Annotated in this window: 15 protein-coding genes; 13 read left to right on the forward strand and 2 right to left on the reverse strand. The window is 70.8% G+C overall.

The annotated features are described in order from the left end of the window. The first annotated feature begins 99 nt into the window (after positions 1-99). From ACFWH5_RS07085 to ACFWH5_RS07130, 10 genes are all read left to right on the forward strand, one after another. Positions 100-1,596 carry a protoporphyrinogen/coproporphyrinogen oxidase gene (locus tag ACFWH5_RS07085; protein WP_378833283.1) on the forward strand — a complete coding sequence of 499 codons (1,497 nt, stop codon included), beginning with the start codon at positions 100-102 and terminating at the stop codon, positions 1,594-1,596. A gap of 135 nt (positions 1,597-1,731) precedes the next feature. Then, a complete protein-coding gene (locus ACFWH5_RS07090) occupies positions 1,732-2,163 on the forward strand; it encodes a hypothetical protein (protein ID WP_378833285.1) in 432 nt (143 codons plus the stop codon). A 1-nt stretch (position 2,164) separates the two neighbouring features. Beyond that, positions 2,165-2,572, forward strand: coding sequence for a phage holin family protein (locus tag ACFWH5_RS07095; protein WP_378833287.1), 408 nt, complete (start codon positions 2,165-2,167; stop codon positions 2,570-2,572). Further along, entirely contained in the window at positions 2,559-2,849 is a 291-nt protein-coding gene (locus ACFWH5_RS07100) for a hypothetical protein (RefSeq protein ID WP_378833290.1), read from the forward strand. Before ACFWH5_RS07095 ends, ACFWH5_RS07100 begins: the two co-directional genes overlap by 14 nt. A gap of 82 nt (positions 2,850-2,931) precedes the next feature. Continuing rightward, positions 2,932-3,609, forward strand: a complete 678-nt coding sequence (gene hemQ, locus ACFWH5_RS07105; protein ID WP_378833292.1) for a hydrogen peroxide-dependent heme synthase — start codon at positions 2,932-2,934, stop codon at positions 3,607-3,609. Between the two features lie 19 nt (positions 3,610-3,628). Next, on the forward strand, positions 3,629-4,615 hold the full coding sequence (hemC, locus tag ACFWH5_RS07110) for a hydroxymethylbilane synthase (protein ID WP_378833566.1): 987 nt from the start codon (positions 3,629-3,631) through the stop codon (positions 4,613-4,615). A gap of 5 nt (positions 4,616-4,620) precedes the next feature. Beyond that, positions 4,621-5,418 (forward strand): uroporphyrinogen-III synthase, encoded by a 798-nt coding sequence (locus ACFWH5_RS07115; protein ID WP_378833295.1) that lies wholly within the window; start codon positions 4,621-4,623, stop codon positions 5,416-5,418. Then, positions 5,415-6,398: a porphobilinogen synthase gene (gene hemB, locus ACFWH5_RS07120; protein ID WP_378833297.1), complete on the forward strand. Its 984-nt coding sequence runs from the start codon at positions 5,415-5,417 to the stop codon at positions 6,396-6,398. Before ACFWH5_RS07115 ends, hemB begins: the two co-directional genes overlap by 4 nt. 188 nt (positions 6,399-6,586) lie before the next feature. Beyond that, a complete protein-coding gene (locus ACFWH5_RS07125) occupies positions 6,587-7,909 on the forward strand; it encodes a glutamate-1-semialdehyde 2,1-aminomutase (protein ID WP_378833300.1) in 1,323 nt (440 codons plus the stop codon). Positions 7,910-8,034: 125 nt separating this feature from the next. Beyond that, a complete protein-coding gene (locus ACFWH5_RS07130; protein ID WP_378833302.1) occupies positions 8,035-8,484 on the forward strand; it encodes a hypothetical protein in 450 nt (149 codons plus the stop codon). Positions 8,485-8,496: 12 nt separating this feature from the next. Here the strand turns inward: ACFWH5_RS07130 and ACFWH5_RS07135 are convergent, their stop codons facing one another. Continuing rightward, positions 8,497-10,728 (reverse strand): ATP-binding cassette domain-containing protein, encoded by a 2,232-nt coding sequence (locus ACFWH5_RS07135; protein ID WP_378833303.1) that lies wholly within the window; start codon positions 10,726-10,728, stop codon positions 8,497-8,499. A gap of 119 nt (positions 10,729-10,847) precedes the next feature. On the opposite strand from ACFWH5_RS07135, the gene ACFWH5_RS07140 reads away from it, so the two are divergent. After that, a complete protein-coding gene (locus ACFWH5_RS07140) occupies positions 10,848-11,906 on the forward strand; it encodes an enoyl-CoA hydratase/isomerase family protein (protein WP_378833306.1) in 1,059 nt (352 codons plus the stop codon). Between the two features lie 350 nt (positions 11,907-12,256). On the opposite strand, the gene ACFWH5_RS07145 is transcribed toward ACFWH5_RS07140, so the two are convergent. Continuing rightward, on the reverse strand, positions 12,257-13,492 hold the full coding sequence (locus ACFWH5_RS07145) for a glycosyltransferase family 4 protein (protein ID WP_378833309.1): 1,236 nt from the start codon (positions 13,490-13,492) through the stop codon (positions 12,257-12,259). Between the two features lie 187 nt (positions 13,493-13,679). On the opposite strand from ACFWH5_RS07145, the gene ACFWH5_RS07150 reads away from it, so the two are divergent. Together ACFWH5_RS07150 and ACFWH5_RS07155 are read left to right on the forward strand one after the other, a co-directional pair. After that, entirely contained in the window at positions 13,680-15,407 is a 1,728-nt protein-coding gene (locus tag ACFWH5_RS07150) for an ABC transporter ATP-binding protein (RefSeq protein WP_378833310.1), read from the forward strand. Then, positions 15,404-17,644 carry an ABC transporter ATP-binding protein gene (locus tag ACFWH5_RS07155; RefSeq protein ID WP_378833313.1) on the forward strand — a complete coding sequence of 747 codons (2,241 nt, stop codon included), beginning with the start codon at positions 15,404-15,406 and terminating at the stop codon, positions 17,642-17,644. The genes ACFWH5_RS07150 and ACFWH5_RS07155 overlap by 4 nt, the downstream gene beginning before the upstream one ends. Positions 17,645-17,769: the final 125 nt, after the last annotated feature.

Here is a 17,769-nt window from a genome sequence, read left to right on the forward strand (position 1 = left end):
GCCCGCGGGAAAGGAGCATGAGGGCGGTTTCGCGCCGCATGACCGAAGGCCTTCGCCGGGCTGAGTTGGACCACAGCCGCCGGTGAAAGGATGGGGGGCATGACCCCGGCCGTTCCGTCCAGCGCAGAGCCCTCCGACCTCGCCGCCCGTGCTGCACAGCAGCACGTCGTCGTGATCGGCGGCGGCATCGGCGGCCTCGTCGCCGCGCGTGAATGCGCCAAGGTCGGCATGCGGGTGACGCTGCTCGAGGCGCGCGAGGCGGTGGGCGGCAGCATCCGCACGGCCGACCTCGACGGCATCGTCGTCGACGCGGGCGCGGAGAGCTTCGCGACGCGCGGCGGCACCGTGCGCGCCCTGGTCGAGGAGCTCGGGCTGGCCGACGCGATCGTCAGGCCCGAGGGCGGGGGCGCGTGGCTGAGCGGCATCCCGGATGCTCCCGACGCACCGCTGCCGGTCGGCGGCATCCTCGGCATCCCCGCGAACCCGTTCGCCGACGACGTGCGGCGCATCATCGGCTGGCGCGGCGCCTGGCGCGCCTACGTCGACCGTCTTCGCCCCCCGCTGACCATCGGCCACGAGCGGAGCCTGGGCAAACTCGTCCGCTCGCGCATGGGAGCGCGCGTGCGTGATCGGCTGGTGGCGCCGGTGACGGCCGGCGTCTACTCCGCCCACCCCGACGAGGTCGACACCGACGTCGCCGCGCCGGGACTCAACGCTGCCCTCACCCGGGTCGGCTCCCTCAGCGGTGCCGTCGACGCGCTGCGCACCGATCAGAAGCAGAAGGCGGGCACAACGCCCGGCTCCGCGGTGCTCGGCATCTCCGGCGGGATGGGCCGGCTCGTCGACGCGCTGCGCGCCGACATCGAAGCGTACGGCGTCGAGGTGCGCACCGGCGTCACGGTCACGAGCATCGAGCGCACCGGCTCCACCTGGACGGTGCAGACCGAAGTGCCGGATGCCGCTGACGACGAGGCTCCGGATGCCGCGGCAGAGCCGCTGACGGCCACCGGCGTGATCGTCGCCACTGCGGAACCTCCCGCCCGCGCGCTGCTCGAAGGACTCGTCGACGGCCTCGGCGAGCCGGGCGCCGCCCCCGAGATCGAGATCGTCACGCTGCTGCTCGACGCCCCGGAGCTGGATGCCGCGCCGCGCGGCAGCGGGGTGCTCACCGTTCCCGGCAGTCACACGGCGAAGGCCCTCACCCACTCCACCGCGAAGTGGGGCTGGTTGCGCGAAGCGGCGGGCGGCAGGCACGTGGTGCGGGTCTCGTTCGGCACCCAGGGCGAGGCCGCGGCCACGGTCGGCCTCGACGAGGACGGCGCAGCTCGGCTCGCCCTCACCGAAGCATCCGCTCTGCTCGGCGTCGCGCTGCGGCCATCGCAACTGGTGGCCGCACATCGCGCCCGCTTCGTGCAGGCGCAGCCCACGTCGGTGATCGGCGCGGCCGAGCGCCGCCAAGCCGTGCGCAAGGCCGTGCAGCAGACGCCGGGGCTCGCGGCGGTCGGCGCGTGGCTGGCCGGAACGGGGCTCGCGCAGGTGATTCCGGATGCCGTCGCGGAAGCCGACCGGTTGCGTCACGCGCTGCTCTGGCGCTGAGCCGACTACCCCAGGTTTCGGCTGCGCGCAAGGGTAGATGCCCAATCCGGCATATGCGGCTACCCTGGACACCATTCCGCGGGGACCAGTCAGATCTTCGCGTGACGACGCCGCAACCAACCGGAGGAGGCTCCCATGAAGGGGAAGATCGGACTCATCGTCGGACTCGGCGCAGGCTACGTGCTCGGCACGCGCGCAGGTCGCGAGAGGTACGAGCAGATCAAGACGCAGTGGCTGAAGGTCTGGAACCTCGACCCTGTGCAGCAGCAGGTCGCCAAGGTGCAGGACTTCGCGAAGTCGCAGGCCGCCGCCGTTCCCGGTGCGGTCTTCCACGGTGCGGTGAAGGTCGTCAAGGCGGTCTCCGGCTCGGGAACCCCGGGTCAGAAGCTCGACTCCACCATCGACGCGACCAAGGACGCCGTCGAAGAGGTCCGGGAGGCGGCGGAGGACACCGCGGATGCCGCGAAGGGCACCGCGGATGCCGCGAAGGGCACCGCGGACGCGGCGAAGAAGAAGCCCGGCTCGAACGGATCCGCCCAGAACGCGACGGGAAAGAGCGGCTCCTGATATGGCACGCGGATTCCGCGACCGCGCTGACGACAGCCTGCTGACACTGCTCGGCGACCTGCCCGAGCTGGTGCGCAACCTGATCACCGCAGAGATCAACGCGGCCAAGGCCTGGGTGTCGCGCACCGCGAAGGACGCGGGCATCGGCAGCGCCTGGTTCGTGATCGCCCTGTTCCTGCTGTTCTGGGCGATCCCGGTGCTGCTCACCTTCGCCATCATCGGGCTCTCGTCCTGGTGGCCGGCCTGGGTGGCGGCGCTCGCGGTGTTCGGCTTCCTGCTCGTCGCCATCGTGATCTTCGCCCTGCTGGGCGTGCTGCGGTTCCGCAAGGTCATCAAGCGCGAGAACCCAGGAAAGGCCGTGGCCACCGATGTCCGACTCGTCAAGGAGGCCGGCAATGACGAACTCTGACCCCCAGTCCCTTCCGACGACGATTCCGCGCACCGCGGTGCCCGGTGGCATCACCGACCCGGTGGCATCCGCTCGCGCCGAGCTGAAGGCGGCGCTGGCGGCCATCGAGATCAAGGGGAACTTCCCGCGCCGCATCGAGAAGGCATCCGAACGCGGCATCCTGCGTGCCCGCACCTTCGCCCGGCGCAATCCCGTCGGCGCAGCGGCAGCCGTCGTCGGCGTCGCCGCGACGGTCGGCGGACTGGTCTGGGTGATCGCCAGGGCCGTCTCCCGATAGCGCCCGGCGGACCGGGCGCAGCCATCCGCGGCGGCGCCCGCCCGGATTAGCCGACTCCGCGACGAGGGGGCAGACTGGAAGCATGTCCGAGCTGAACGAAGAGAACCCTTCTGGATTCACTCTCTGGGCCGTGTGGCGCCGCAATCCCGACGCGCCGGTCGCCGAGACCGACGCGACCGAGCTCGAGACGATCGTCGACCACATCGAGGACTCCGGCGTCACCGTGCGCGGCTTCTACGACGTCAGCGGCCTGAAGGCGGATGCCGATCTGATGGTGTGGCTGCACGGCGACTCCGCCGAGGATCTGCAGCAGTCCCTGCGCCGGCTGCGTCGCACCGAACTGCTGCGCAACCTGCTGCCGGTGTGGAACGTCATGGGCGTGCACCGCGATGCCGAGTTCAACCGCGCCCACGTGCCCGGTTTCCTGCGCGGGGTCGAGCCCAAGGGATGGCTGTGCCTGTACCCGTTCGTGCGCACGCCGGAGTGGTACCTCATCGACGAAGCCGAGCGTCGCCAGATGCTGGCCGACCACGGCCGCAAGGGTGCCGCGTTCAAGGGCGTGATCGCCAACACGGTCGCCGCCTTCGCGCTGGGCGACTACGAGTGGCTGCTGCCGCTCGAGGCCGACGACCCGACGGAGCTCGTCGACCTGATGCGCGACCTGCGCTACACCGAGGCGCGTCGCTTCGTGAAGGAGGAGGTGCCCTTCTACACCGGGCGCCGCCTGCGCTTCGACGAGATCGCCGGCGTGCTGCAGTGACGGGATGCCCGAAGTGACGATGAGCGCCCCGATCCGCCTCGGCACCCGGCGCAGCGCACTCGCGCAGGCCCAGTCCGGCCAGGTCGCCGCCGCACTCGAGGCGGTCATCGGCCGGCCGGTCGATCTGGTCCCCATCACCTCCGAGGGCGACACGAATCGCGCCTCGCTGTCGGAGATCGGCGGTCAGGGCATCTTCGCCACCCGCCTGCGTGAAGCGCTCACGGCCGGCGAGTGCGACTTCCTCGTGCACTCGCTGAAGGATCTGCCCACCGCGCAGCCCGACGGCCTGGTCATCGCCGCGACGCCGAAGCGCGAAGATGCCCGCGATGTGGCGATCACCCGTGGCGGCACGCCGCTGCACGAGCTTCGCGCCGGCAGCACCGTCGGTACCGGAGCTCCCCGCCGCATTGCCCAGGTGCGCCGTCGAGCCCCGCAGGCACGCGTGGTCGACATCCGCGGCAATGTCGACTCCCGGCTCGAGCGCGTCGCATCCGGAGAGCTGGATGCGATCATCCTCGCCGCCGCCGGACTTTCCCGCCTCGGCTCCAACAGCCCCCTGCGCCGTGAGGAGCTGGGTCTGACCGAATGGCCCACCGCTCCCGGGCAGGGCGCCCTCGCGGTGGAGACCACCGCGGACGCCCCATTGGAGCTGCTCGCCGCGCTCGGGCGGCTCGACGACGAGGACACCCGCATCGCGGTCACCGCGGAGCGCGCCATCCTCGCCGGACTCGAGGCCGGATGCCAGGCGCCGATGGCCGCGCACGCCGTCGTCACGGGCGACAGCATCCGCATCCGCACCGTCGTCTACCAGCCCGATGGCGACCGACGGATCGGCCTCGACGTCACACACCCCCTGAACCGGGGGTATATTCGACGGAACGGCAGTGGCAACGGAGCGGATGCTGCCGATGGTGCAGACCCGATGCACGAGATCCGTGACATCGGCATGTCTGCGGCCCATCGGCTGCTCGAACAGGGGGCGGCCGACCTCCTCCCGCGAGAGTGACCACGATGACTGCTTCCGAACCGAAAACCGCCAAGCCGCTCGACGGCTGGCGTGTGCTCGTGCCGCGCGGTGGCCCCTGGGGCGACAGCGTCGCCGCGAGCCTGCGAGCCCAGGGCGCCGTGCCGGTCGTGGCGCCGCTGATCAACTTCGCACCGACCACCGACCAGGGCGCGCTCGACGCGGCGCTCGAGCGCCTGCAGGCCGGCGAGTACGACTGGCTCACGATCACCAGCGCGACCACGGTCGACGTGCTCTTCGCCCATCGGGTGCAGATCCCTCGGCACACGAAGGTCGCCGCGGTGGGCGAGACGACGGCGGCGGCGCTGCACGCGGTCGGCTACGAGGTCGCCCTGGTGCCAGAGCTCGACAACTCGGCGGCCGGGATGGCGGAGCAGATGATCGCGCTGGAGTCGGATGCGCGCCGCGTGCTGTCGCTGCGCAGCGAGATCGCGAAGCCGGTGCTCTCCGTCATGCTCACCGAGGCCGGGCATGATGTCGACAGCGTGGTGGCCTACCGCACCGTCGGGGTGCCCGTCACCGAGCGCATCCGCCGCGACGTCGAGAACGGCCGCATCAACGCGATCCTGATCACCAGCGGTTCGGTGGCACAGCAGGTGCGCGAGCAGTTCCCCGACATCCCCGACACCACCCTCCTCGCCGCGATCGGCCCGCGCACCGCCAAGGACGCGCGCAAGGCCGGACTTCCCGTCTCGGTCGTCGCCGACAAGCAGACCGTGGATGCGCTGATCGAGACGGTCTCGAAGTTCACCCTTCCGCACGCGGCCGACGAGTTCGCACCGTGAGCCGCTATCCCGAGACCCGCCTGCGCCGGCTGCGCCAGTCGGCGCCGCTCCGCGCGCTCGTGCGCGAGACGTCGCTCGAGCCGCGCCAGCTGGTGCTGCCGATGTTCGTGCGCGAGGGGCTCACCGAGGCGGCGCCGATCGGATCAATGCCCGGTGTGGCGCAGCACTCGCTCGACTCGCTTCGCAGAGCGGCCACGGATGCGGCAGACGCGGGCGTCGGCGGAGTGATGCTCTTCGGCGTGCCCGAGGTACGCGACGCGGTGGGCTCAGGGGCGGACGATCCCGACGGCATCCTGAACGTCGCCACCGCGGCGATCGCGACCGAGGTGGGCGACGCCCTGGTGGTGCAGACCGACCTCTGCCTCGACGAGTTCACCGACCACGGGCACTGCGGCGTGCTCGATGCGCGCGGTGCGGTCGACAACGACGCCACGCTCGACCGCTACCGGTCGATGGCGCTCGCCCAGGCCGCGGCCGGCTCGCAACTGCTCGGGCTGAGCGGGATGATGGACGGTCAGGTCGCGGCGCTCCGCGACGCTCTCGACGCCGCCGGGTTCCAGGACACGCTGCTGCTGGCCTACTCGGCGAAGTACGCCAGCGCCTTCTACGGTCCGTTCCGCGAGGCGGTCGACTCGCAGCTGCGGGGCGACCGCCGCACCTACCAGATGGATGCCGGCAACCGGCGCGAGGGTGTACGCGAGGCGCTGTTCGACGTGAACGAGGGCGCCGACATCGTGATGGTGAAGCCCGCGATGGCGTTCTTGGATGTGCTGCGCGAGGTGCGCGACGCGGTCGACGTGCCGGTCTGGGCGTACCAGGTGTCGGGCGAGTACGCGATGATCGAGGCCGCCGCCGCGAACGGCTGGATCGACCGGCGCGCTGCCGTGCTGGAGTCGCTGCTGTCGATCCGCCGTGCCGGCGCCGACGCCGTGCTGACGTACTGGGCGGTCGAGGCCGCCCGCTGGCTCGCCGGCCGCTGAGCGACCACAGCACTCGGCGCCCCCGCGCAGATGCCTTTCGCCGGTTCGCGGCCGGTTTCAGCGACGTTTTCCATCCGTGAGCCCGGCTCGCGGATGCTTTTCGCTGGTTCATGACCCGTCTGACCGACGTTTTCCATCCGCGACCTGCGCTGAAGCCGTCACATAGCTCGCATCCGTAGGCTTGAGGGATGACCGACCGCAACGACACCCTGTTCGACACCGCTCGCGCGGTGATCCCCGGCGGCGTGAACTCGCCGGTGCGCGCCTACGGATCGGTGGGAGGCACGCCCCGGTTCCTCGCGTCGGCGAGCGGCGCACGGGTGACGGATGCGGCGGGCGCCGAATACATCGATCTGGTGGCGTCCTGGGGTCCGGCGCTGCTCGGGCACGCGCACCCCGAGGTGGTGCAGGCCGTGCAGGATGCGGCATCGCGGGGGCTGTCCTTCGGCGCCCCGACCGAGGGCGAGGTGGAGCTGGCGCAGTTGATCGCGGATCGGGTGCGTCACGACGAGGTGCGCCCGGTCGAGCGGCTGCGCCTGGTGTCGACCGGCACCGAGGCGACCATGACCGCCATCCGCCTGGCCCGCGGTGCGACCGGACGTGACCTGCTGGTGAAGTTCGCCGGGCACTACCACGGCCACTCCGACGGACTGCTCGCCGCCGCAGGCTCGGGCGTCGCGACGTTGGCCCTGCCCGGCTCAGCGGGGGTCCCCGCGGCCATCACCGCACAGACGGTGGTCATCGACTACAACGACCCCGCCGCGCTCGCCGCGGTGTTCGCCGAGCACGGCGACCGCATCGCGGCCGTCATCGTCGAGGCGGCATCCGCCAACATGGGCGTCGTCGCCCCGCAGCCCGGCTTCAACAAGCTCATCGCCGACACCGCGCACGCGCACGGCGCGCTGATGATCCTCGACGAGGTGCTCACCGGCTTCCGCGTGCACCCCGCCGGCTTCTGGGGGCTGCAGCAGGAGCAGGGCGAGCACTACGTTCCCGACATCATCACCTTCGGCAAGGTCGTCGGCGGGGGCATGCCGCTGGCCGCGCTCGGCGGCAGCGCCGCGGTCATGGATCTGCTCGCTCCCGTCGGCCCCGTCTATCAGGCGGGAACCCTGTCGGGGAACCCGCTGTCGGTCGCGGCGGGCCTGGCCACGCTGCGCCTCGCGACACCGCAGGTGTATGCGCGGGTGGATGCCGCGGCATCCCGTCTCGCCGACGCGCTGGACGCCGCGCTGACGGATGCCGGGGTCGTGCACGCCGTTCCCCGCGCGGGCAACCTGTTCGGTCTGGCGTTCGCCCCCGACGCGCCGAAGGACTACACGCAGGCGCAGGCGCAGGAGTCGTTCCGCTATGCGCCGTTCTTCCACGCGATGCGCGAGCGGGGGGTCGCACTTCCGCCGAGTGTGTTCGAGGCCTGGTTCCTCACGGCGGCGCACGGCGACGAGGAGCTCGCCGCGATCGAGGCGGCCCTGCCGGCGGCGGCCGCGGCTGCCGCATCCGCCACCGCCTGAGCCGAGGCTGCGGGATCCTGCTCCCGGCGACGGGGGCTGCACCTGTGCGCCGTCGACAACGGATCGTTGTCGCGTTGTGAGCAAGTCGCACTCCTCTCGCGGGAGCGCGCTGGCAGACTGGGGGAATGGTGACGCTCCTGCTGGATCAGACGCAGCTCGAGATCGTGCTGTCGCCGATCGAGCGCGCATCCACCTTCCACCGCCACAATGTGCGCATCGCGCGCGAGCACATCACCCGCGTTCAGCTCACCGACGACGCGTGGACCTGGCTGCGCGGAGTACCAGGGCCGGGCACGCACATCCCCGGCATCCTGGCCGCGGGCACCTGGAAGGGCGCCGGTACGACGGATTTCGTGCTCATCCGGAGGCGCCGGCCCAGCGTCGTCATCGACCTCGACGGCGACGAGCAGTATCAGCGGCTGATCCTCACCACCCGCCACGGACTGGCTCTCACCCAGGCGCTGCGCCTGGAGGTCACGGATGAGCCCGCCGACGTCGCCGATATCGCGTCGACCGCGCCGGTGCCGCTGCCGAAGCAGCGTCAGCGGCCGGTGATCCGCCCTCGCCCGGCCTGACCGGCCCGGCGATCAGCCGTCGTGGCGGTCGTTCTCGTGATCGTCGTCGTGCGGGCCGTGGTCGCGGTCGCTGTGATCGGCGCTCGCGTCTTCGCTGCCGGTGACGATGCCGATCACGCGCGTGGCGTCGTCGGCGCTGTCGAACTGCTCGTCCTGAGCCGGCTGCGGCTCTGAACCGTCGCGCTGCGCGTCCTGCGCCGGCCGCGCGTCCTGCGCCGGCTGCGCGTGCTGTGCGTCCTGCGCCGGCTGCACGTCCGAGTCCGACCGGCCGTCATCTGGAGCATCTCCGTAGGGGTACTCCGGTGCAGGGCCTTCGAAGAACCGGCTCGCCGCCGATGACAGCGACGTGCGCATCGCGGTCAGGCGCGGGTCGTCCTCGTCGTCCACGGTGGAGTCGGTGTCGTCCTCCTCCTCTTCGGAGAGGATCGGAGAGAACACCGAGAACGCCGACGTCGTCGCGGGCGGCTCGGTCGTGTCGGATGCGGCATCCTCCGGGGTCGCCGCCGGGATGCCGGTGATCAGCTCCGTGAAGGTGGACTGCTCGCCGACCGGCGGAAGCGAAACGGCCTGCGTCGCCAGCGGCAGCACATCGGTGGTCGGCTCGTCGGATGCCGTGGCGGACTCCTGCGCGCTGCGCGGGGCCCAGAGCTCGCTGGGCACGGTGAACATCGCGGTGGACGGGTCGTCGTCGTCCCCGTCACCGGCCTGCTGCTCCGCGGCGGTGGAATCGCGGTGCTCGCCGGACGGCGCGCTTCCGCCGGAGGCGTCCTCGTGCTCGGCGGATTCTTCGTTCTCCGCGGCCTGCGCGGGACCGGCGGCCTCTTCCCCCTCGGCGGCGGACTCGTCGCCTTCGGCGCCCTGCGCGCTTTCGGCGGGCGCGGCGTCCTCCCGGTCGGGGCCCTGCGCGCTCTGATCGCTGACCGCATCCGGCTCAGCCACCTCCTGGTCGACCTGCTCGGGAGCAGCGTCGGTGCCGGGAAGATCCTCTTCGGCATCCTCGGCCGTCTCGTCAGCGCTGCCCTCCGCAGCATCCGCCTCTGCACCCGCCGAATCGTCGACCGGACCTGCCTCGGCGTCCGCACCGACCGCTTCGGCATCCGCACGCGCCGCGGCGCGCGCGCCGACCGCCTCGGTCTGCTCGGCGTCGGAGTCCGCGCCGGCGGCGGCATCCGCCTGACCAGCCGTCGCACCCGGCAACAGCCCCGCTCCCGCCCCGACGGCCGCCGCCGCACCGGCCAGAGGGGCACTTCCCGCCACCAGGGCGGTGCCACCGGGGGTGGATGCGATGCCGGCATCCAGGGGGGCGTGCGCCACCGGGTTGGCGACCTCATCGAGCCGCGGGCTGTCCGCACGTCGGCCGTAGACGAGGTCGAGGAAGACCTCTTCCAGGCTCGGTCCGCGCTGCTGCAGCGTGGTGAGCGCGACACCCGCGGACGCCGCGACGGCACCCACCGACGCGGCATCGGACTCCCGCACGGTCAGGCCCGAACGGAGCACATCGAACGACAGCCCGGCGGCACTCAGCGCCGCAGCCAGCGCGGCACGATCCTCGGCGTCGACGATCACCGCACCGCCGGTCGGGTCGGCCAGATCATCGATGCTGCCGGAGTACACCGCGCGGCCCTTCGAGAGCACCACGACGTTGTCGGCGACCTGCTCGATCTCGCTGAGCACATGCGACGACACGAGCACGGTGCGGCCCTCGTCGGCCAGGCGACGCATCAGCATGCGCATCCAGCGGATGCCCTCCGGATCGAGGCCGTTGGCCGGCTCGTCGAGCACCAGGGCACCGGGGTCGCCCAGCAGCGCGGTCGCCACGCTGAGGCGCTGGCGCATGCCGAGCGAGAATCCGCCGATGCGGGTGTCGGCGTCATCTTGCAGACCCACCAGCCGCAGTACGGCGTCGACGCGCTCCGCAGGGATGGCGTTGGCCTTGGCGGCGATCATCAGCTGGCGTGACGCCGTGCGGCGCGGGCGGTAGGCGGCCTCTTCGAGGACAGCGCCGATCGTCCGCAGCGGATTGCGGAGCTCGGCATAGCTGACACCGCCGATCGTGGCGACGCCGGACGTGGGACGGATCTGCCCCAGCAGCATCCGCAATGTCGTGGTCTTGCCTGCGCCGTTCGGACCGAGGAAGCCGGTGACGACCCCCGGCTCGACGCGCACAGAGAGGTCGGAAACCGCCGTGACGGCGCCGAAGCGCTTCGTCACTCGGGCGAACTCGAGCACCTGTCCTGCGGGCATGCGAGCCCCTCCTCCCTGGGCAGTTCCTTCCATCTTCGCGGAAATCCCCCGGTTTCGTTGTTTCACCTGCCGAAAAGCGCCAAGACGGCGGCGCCCGCGAAGGAGGTAGCCTGGCGAGCGTGACCGACGCCGAAGCATCCACCGTTCTCGTCCGCACCGAGTACTCGCTGGGCCGCATCAGCCTCAACCGCCCCCGCGCGATCAACGCGCTCGATCTCGACATGATCCGGCAGATCACCGCCGCGCTGGAGCGCTGGCGGAACCACCCCGACATCCAGACGGTGCTCATCGACGGCGAGGGGGAGCGCGGGCTGTGCGCCGGGGGCGACGTGCGCGCGCTGTACGACCAGATCGTCGGGGGACACCCCGAGGCGATCGCCGAGTTCTTCCGGGCCGAGTACGCGATGAACGCGATGATCGCCGAGTACCCGAAGCCCATCGTCGCCTTCGCCGACGGCATCACCATGGGCGGCGGAATCGGCCTGGCCGGTCACGCGGCCGTGCGCGTGGTGACCGAGCGCTCGAAGCTGGCGATGCCCGAGACGCGCATCGGCTTCACCCCCGATGTCGGCGGCACCTGGCTGCTGGGTCGCGCGCCGGGACGGCTGGGGGAGTACTTCGGACTCACCGGCGCGAGCATGGACGGCGCGGATGCCATCGAGATGGGCTTCGCCGACCACTTCGTGCCCTCGGACCGCCTCGACGCCCTGCGGGAGGCCCTCGCGTACCGCGCGGATCCCGGCACCCCCAACGAACTGGTGCTGCTGTTCGACGAGACCCCCGAGCCGTCGCAGCTTCCGGCCGCGAGGCGATGGATCGACGAGGCCTTCTCGGCGCCCACGGTCGGCGAGATCGCCGACCGGCTGCGTGGATCGGATGCCCCGGATGCCGCGGCCGCTCTCGCGGCGCTCGAGGAGCTGGCGCCCACCGGACTGGCGGTGACCCTCGATGCCGTGCGCGAAGCGCGCGCGATGAGCGGCATCCGCGAGGCGCTGGAGGGGGAGTACCGCCGGGTGATGTGGTTCGGGATGCATCACCCCGACCTCGTGGAGGGCATCCGTGCCCAGCTGGTCGACAAGGACCGCCGGCCGAAGTGGCAGCCCGCGACCATCGGCGACCTCGCCGACGACGCCGGCGCCGCGGCGCGGGCGTACGTGCCGGAGCCCGCGCTGTTCTGACGCTGTTCTCGACTCGCTCCGCGCCGCAACTCCCGGCCACCTTCTCGCCACCTTCTCGCTGAGGGGTCGCGAACGGTCGGGTTCGGGCGTGCGGATGCGGCATTTCGTGACCCCTCGTCATCAAGGGCGTCGCTGGGGGGTCGGGAATGGTCGGGTCCGGGCGGGCGGATGCGGCGTTTCGTGACCCCTCGTCATCAAGGGCGTCCCTGAGGGTCGGGAATGGTCGGGTCCAGGCGGGCGGATGCGGCGTTTCGTGACTCCTCGACATTGAAGGCGCCGCTGAGGTGTCGCAATTGGTCGGGTTCAGCGGTGCGGATGCGGCGTTTCGTGACCCCTCGTCGGGCGGGGCGTCAGGAGCGGGCGCTGGCGATGAGCTCCTGCAGGCGGGCGACGTGCGCACTCGGCTGGCGGTCGCGCGCGTAGGTCAGCGCGGCCTCGCGCGGAGCATCCAGCAGTGCGCGATCCGCAGCGAGGCGGACGATCAGATCCGCGAGTCCCGCGGCATCCGGCGTGCCGGTGCCGATCGCGGCGTCGCCGAACTCGGTCGCCAGCACCGGGTCGCTGACGATGACCGGGCGGCCGTGCGCGAACGCCTCCAGCGCCACCATGGGCTGGTTGTCGAAGCCCAGCGATGTGATGAGGGCGGCATCCGCGGCATCCAGCAGCTCGCCGACCCGCTCGCCGGGCACCGACCCGTGGACCGTCACCCCGGGCACCGGTCGGTGGCTGCCGCCGGCGACGTCGAGGTGCACCGCGTCCGCTCCGAGCCGCTCGACCACGAGCCGCATCGCATCCAGGGCCACCTCCAGCCGCTTCTCGGGGGCGAACCGCGCCACCCACAGCAGGCGCAACGGACCTCCGCGCGACGCCGCGGCCGCCCGCAGGGGCTGCGCGACATTCGAGAACGCCTCCACCCGTCCGGCGCCCGCCGCACGCAGTGCGTCGGCCTGGTGCCGCGACGGGGAGAGCACGACGTCGGCGCGCTGCGCGATGCGCAGGGTCATGGTGCGCAGGGCGTTGTTGAGCGGGTGGCTGCCGGTGTAGCGGTCGCCGCCGCGGATGCCGGTGAGCCGGCTGTGCACGCCGGAGACCACCGGTGCGAACGGAGCCAGCGCCGCGGGCGCGCGCCAGAAGAACGTGTGCACGGTGTGCAGCACCGGGATGCCGAGCCGCCGACCCACCGCGAGGGCGGCGGCCGCCAGCGCGAACTCCGAGTGCACGACGATCGCCCGGACGCCGTGCCGGCGGATGGTGGTCGCCACGAGGGGTTCGAGGTCACGGGCGCGGCCCAGCAGGGGAAGGTCGAGCACCGGGATGGTTCCGCGACGCGGCGGGGCGACGGTGATGAGGCGGGTGGACGGATGCGGTGCGGCGGCCGCCGCATCGGCGTCCGATCCGTCGGCATCCATGTCGCCGACATCGTGGTTCAGCACGTCGGCGTCGGGCGCGAGCACGACGACGGGCACGCCCTCCGAGGCGAGCGCCTCGGCCTGACGCACGAACGCGGTCTGCGCCCCGCCGAGGTACTTCAGCGAATAGTCGCAGACCATCAGCACGGCCGTCGCCGCGGCATCCCGTTCGCGCATGTCTTCCCTTCGCCCCTGCGAGTCTATGTGCGCGGATTCTTCGATCGCGTCCAGTAAGAGGGGCCGGTCGCGAGACGTTTCGCTGTCAGCGAAGGTCATCCCTCAGGGGGATACGGATGTCGGATCTTCGTGGCACTCTTTCATGTGGTCGAATCTCGGCCCCGATCCCAAAAAAGGAAGTCCGCCTGTGCTGGGAAAGATCCTCTTCCGTTATCTCTCGAAATACTGGGGGCTGCTGCTGCTCATCGTGGTGCTGCAGTTCGCCAGCGTGATGGCTTCGCTGAACCTGCCCGAGATCAACGCAGACATCATCAACAACGGCGTCGCCAGGGCCGACATCGGCTACATCTGGAGCCGTGGAGCGTTCATGCTCCTGGTGTCGCTCGGGCAGATCGTCGCCTCGATCGTCGCGACCTACTTCGCCGCGCGCATGGCGATGAGCGCGGGACGCGACATCCGCGCCGACGTGTTCGCCCGCGTGAGCGGGTTCTCCGAACGCGAGGTGTCGCAGTTCGGCGCCGGCTCGCTGATCACCCGCAACACCAACGACGTGCAGCAGGTGCAGATGCTCGCCATGATGGGCGCGACGATGTTCGTCACCGCGCCGCTGCTCGCCATCGGCGGCATCATCAAGGCGATCCAGACCGACGTCGGCCTCAGCTGGCTGATCGCCGTCTCGGTTCCCACACTGCTCCTCATCGCCGTGCTCATCATCGGGCGCATGGTTCCGCTGTTCCGTGCCAACCAGAAGAAGCTCGACAGCGTCAACCGCATCATGCGCGAGCAGCTCACCGGAGTGCGCGTCGTGCGCGCCTTCGTCCGGGAGCGCATCGAGGAGAAGCGCTTCCGCGAGGTGAACACCGACCTGATGGTGCTCGGCCGCAACATCGGCTCGCTGTTCGTGCTGATGTTCCCGCTGTTCATGCTGGTTCTCAACGTCACGGTCGTCGCCGTGATCTGGTTCGGCGGCGTGGAGGTCAACGCGGGCAACGCCGAGATCGGCACGATCTTCGCGTTCATGCAGTACATCGGACAGATCATGATGGGCGTGATCATGTCGAGCTTCATGGCGATGATGATCCCGCGTGCCGCCGTCTCGGCCGAGCGCGTCGGCGAAGTGCTCGACGCGGAGTCGTCGATGACCCGTCCCGACAACGGAACCACCGAGTTCCCCGAGCCGGGCGCCGTCGCCTTCGAGAACGTCGAGTTCACATATCCGGGCGCCGAATCGCCCGTTCTCTCCGACGTCACCTTCCGCGCCGACCCGGGTGAGACGGTGGCGATCATCGGATCGACCGGTTCGGGCAAGACGACGCTCGTCTCGCTGATCCCGCGGCTCTTCGACGTCACCGGCGGATCCATCCGGGTCGGCGGAGTCGACGTGCGTGAGGCCGACCTCGACACGCTGTGGAAGGGCATCGGTCTCGTGCCGCAGCGTCCGTTCCTCTTCACCGGCACCGTCGCGTCGAACCTCCGCTACGGGCGTGAGCAGGCGACGGACGAAGAGCTCTGGGCCGCACTCGAGATCGCGCAGGGTCGCGACTTCGTCGAGGAGATGCCCGAAGGACTGCACTCGCGCATCGCGCAGGGCGGCACGAACGTGTCCGGCGGACAGCGTCAGCGACTCGCGATCGCGCGGACCATCGTGCACCAGCCGCAGATCCTCGTCTTCGACGACTCGTTCTCGGCACTCGACCTCACGACGGACGCGCGGTTGCGGCAGGCGCTGTGGCGCGAGCTGCCGCACGTGACCAAGATCGTCGTCGCGCAGCGCGTCTCGACGATCACCGACGCGGATCGCATCGTGGTGCTCGAAGACGGCGCCGTCGTCGGCGTCGGCACGCACGACGAGCTGCTCGCCACGAGCGCCACCTACAAGGAGATCGTCGAGTCGCAGCTGGGGGTGGACGCATGAGCGGGGAGAACATCGACAAGAAGGCCGCACGTCGTGAGCGCATCGCGGCGGCGCGCGCCGGCACGGCGGGCGCGGAGGTCGAGATGACCGACGCCGAGAAGGAAGAGGCGGAACTCGCCGAGAAGGCGCGCCTCGAGGGCGGCGGCATGTTCGACGGCCCGGCGCCGGGCAAGGCCGACCACTTCGGCCCCAGCTTCGCGCGCATGATCGGGCTGCTCAGGCCCTCGGCCCTGTGGTTCGTGCTGGTGTCGATCTTCGGCGCGATCGGCGTCGTGCTCTCCGTCGCCGCACCCAAGGTGCTCGGCGAGGCCACGAACATCGTCTACGAGGGCTTCATCTCCCACGTGCTGGGCACGGGCGTCGGCGGCGCCCCCGGTTTCCCGGAGGGCACCAGCAAGGAGCAGGTCGTCGAGGCGCTGCGCGGCGCCGGCCAGGACGAGTTCGCGAACATGGTCGGCGCCATGCAGAACTTCTCGGTCGGAGCCGGCGTCGACTTCGAGCGGCTGCGATGGATCATCGTCGCCGTGCTCGCGATCTATCTCGTCTCGGCGGTGCTCAGCTGGCTGCAGGGTTACGTGATCAACGTCATCATGGTGCGCACCATGTGGCGTCTGCGTGAGGATGTCGAGGCGAAGATCAACCGTCTGCCGCTGTCGTACTTCGACAAGGTGCAGCGCGGCGAGCTGATCTCCCGCGTCACCAACGACATCGACAACATCACCCAGACGATGCAGCAGTCGCTGTCGGGCGCTCTGACCTCCGTGCTGACGGTCGTCGGCGTGCTGATCATGATGTTCTCGATCTCGTGGCAGCTGGCCCTCGTCGCGCTCGTCTCGCTGCCGCTGATGGGCGTGATCTTCGGCATCATCGGTCCGCGCTCGCAGAAGGCCTTCGGAATCCAGTGGCGCAAGGTCGGCCGACTGAACGCCCGCGTCGAAGAGGCCTTCTCGGGTCACGCGCTGGTGAAGGTGTTCGGCCGCGAGCAGGACGCACTTGACCGCTTCCAGGTCGAGAACGAGGAGCTGTTCCAGGCGAGCTTCAAGGCGCAGTTCCTGTCGGGCATCATCATGCCCGCCATGATGTTCATCGGGAACCTCACCTACGTCGGCATCGCGGTGCTCGGCGGCCTGATGGTCGCGGGTGGCAACCTGCGTCTCGGTGACGTGCAAGCGTTCATCCAGTACTCGCAGCAGTTCAGTCAGCCGCTCAGTGAGCTCGGCGGCATGGCGGCCGTGGTGCAGTCGGGCACGGCCTCGGCCGAGCGCGTCTTCGACTTCCTGGACGCCGACGAGCAGGATCCGGATGCCGAGGATGCCCCGACGGTGGACGGCGGGCGCGGCGTCATCGAGTTCGAGCACGTCGCCTTCTCGTACAGCGAGGATCGTCCGCTCATCCGCGACCTGTCGTTCCGGGTGGAGCCCGGGCAGACGGTGGCGATCGTCGGGCCGACGGGTGCCGGCAAGACCACCCTGGTCAACCTGATCATGCGGTTCTACGAGCTGAACTCGGGCCGCATCCTGCTCGATGGACAGGACATCGCGGAGATGGCGCGCGACGACCTGCGTCGTCGAACGGGCATGGTGCTGCAGGACCCGTGGCTGTTCGGCGGCACGATCCGCGACAACATCCGGTACGGCAACGAGTCCGCCTCCGATGAGGAGATCGCGACCGCCGCGGCGGCCACCTACGTCGACCGGTTCGTGCACTCGCTGCCCGACGGCTACGACACCGTGCTCGACGAGGACGCCTCGAACGTCTCGGCCGGTGAGCGGCAGCTGATCACGATCGCCCGCGCGTTCGTCGCGCAGCCCTCGATCCTGATCCTCGATGAGGCGACCAGCGCGGTCGACACCCGCACCGAGCTGCTGCTCCAGCAGGCCATGGCCGCGCTGCGCAGCGGACGCACCTCGTTCGTGATCGCGCACCGCCTGTCGACGATCCGCGACGCTGATCTCATCCTCGTGATGGAGCACGGCGACATCGTCGAGCAGGGTGACCACGACGCGCTCATCGCGAAGCAGGGCGCGTACTGGCGGCTGTACCAGTCGCAGTTCGAGCAGGCGGCGACCGACCTCGACGCCGAGGAGGCGCTCACCGGCGCCACCCCGGTGATCTTCACCGGCGAGGCCGACGAGGCCGAGCGCGCGGACGCCGAGTCCGCAGACGGCGGGCCAGGCAAGGCAGCGGATGCCGAGGGGCGCGACCCCGCCGCATCCGAGGCCGACCGCCGCCGCTGACCCGTGAAGCCGAACGCCCGCCTCTCGCGCGAGGGGCGGGCGTTCGCGTCTGCCGGGGTACGGAGTGGGCGACGCACGCGCAGAACGACAGCGCGAGGCCCGCGTCGCGTCGAGCGGGCGGGCGC

Origin of the sequence: Microbacterium sp. NPDC058345 (assembly GCF_042723855.1) — a bacterium.
Lineage (GTDB): Bacteria > Actinomycetota > Actinomycetes > Actinomycetales > Microbacteriaceae > Microbacterium.

Coding starts and splice junctions, on each gene's coding strand:
- ACFWH5_RS07085 (WP_378833283.1), top strand. CDS start 100: ATGACCCCGGCCGTTCCGTCCAGCGCAGAGCCCTCCGACCTCGCCGCC.
- ACFWH5_RS07090 (WP_378833285.1), top strand. CDS start 1,732: ATGAAGGGGAAGATCGGACTCATCGTCGGACTCGGCGCAGGCTACGTG.
- ACFWH5_RS07095 (WP_378833287.1), top strand. CDS start 2,165: ATGGCACGCGGATTCCGCGACCGCGCTGACGACAGCCTGCTGACACTG.
- ACFWH5_RS07100 (WP_378833290.1), top strand. CDS start 2,559: ATGACGAACTCTGACCCCCAGTCCCTTCCGACGACGATTCCGCGCACC.
- hemQ (WP_378833292.1), top strand. CDS start 2,932: ATGTCCGAGCTGAACGAAGAGAACCCTTCTGGATTCACTCTCTGGGCC.
- hemC (WP_378833566.1), top strand. CDS start 3,629: ATGAGCGCCCCGATCCGCCTCGGCACCCGGCGCAGCGCACTCGCGCAG.
- ACFWH5_RS07115 (WP_378833295.1), top strand. CDS start 4,621: ATGACTGCTTCCGAACCGAAAACCGCCAAGCCGCTCGACGGCTGGCGT.
- ACFWH5_RS07125 (WP_378833300.1), top strand. CDS start 6,587: ATGACCGACCGCAACGACACCCTGTTCGACACCGCTCGCGCGGTGATC.
- ACFWH5_RS07130 (WP_378833302.1), top strand. CDS start 8,035: ATGGTGACGCTCCTGCTGGATCAGACGCAGCTCGAGATCGTGCTGTCG.
- ACFWH5_RS07135 (WP_378833303.1), bottom strand. CDS start 10,728: ATGCCCGCAGGACAGGTGCTCGAGTTCGCCCGAGTGACGAAGCGCTTC.
- ACFWH5_RS07145 (WP_378833309.1), bottom strand. CDS start 13,492: ATGCGCGAACGGGATGCCGCGGCGACGGCCGTGCTGATGGTCTGCGAC.
- ACFWH5_RS07155 (WP_378833313.1), top strand. CDS start 15,404: ATGAGCGGGGAGAACATCGACAAGAAGGCCGCACGTCGTGAGCGCATC.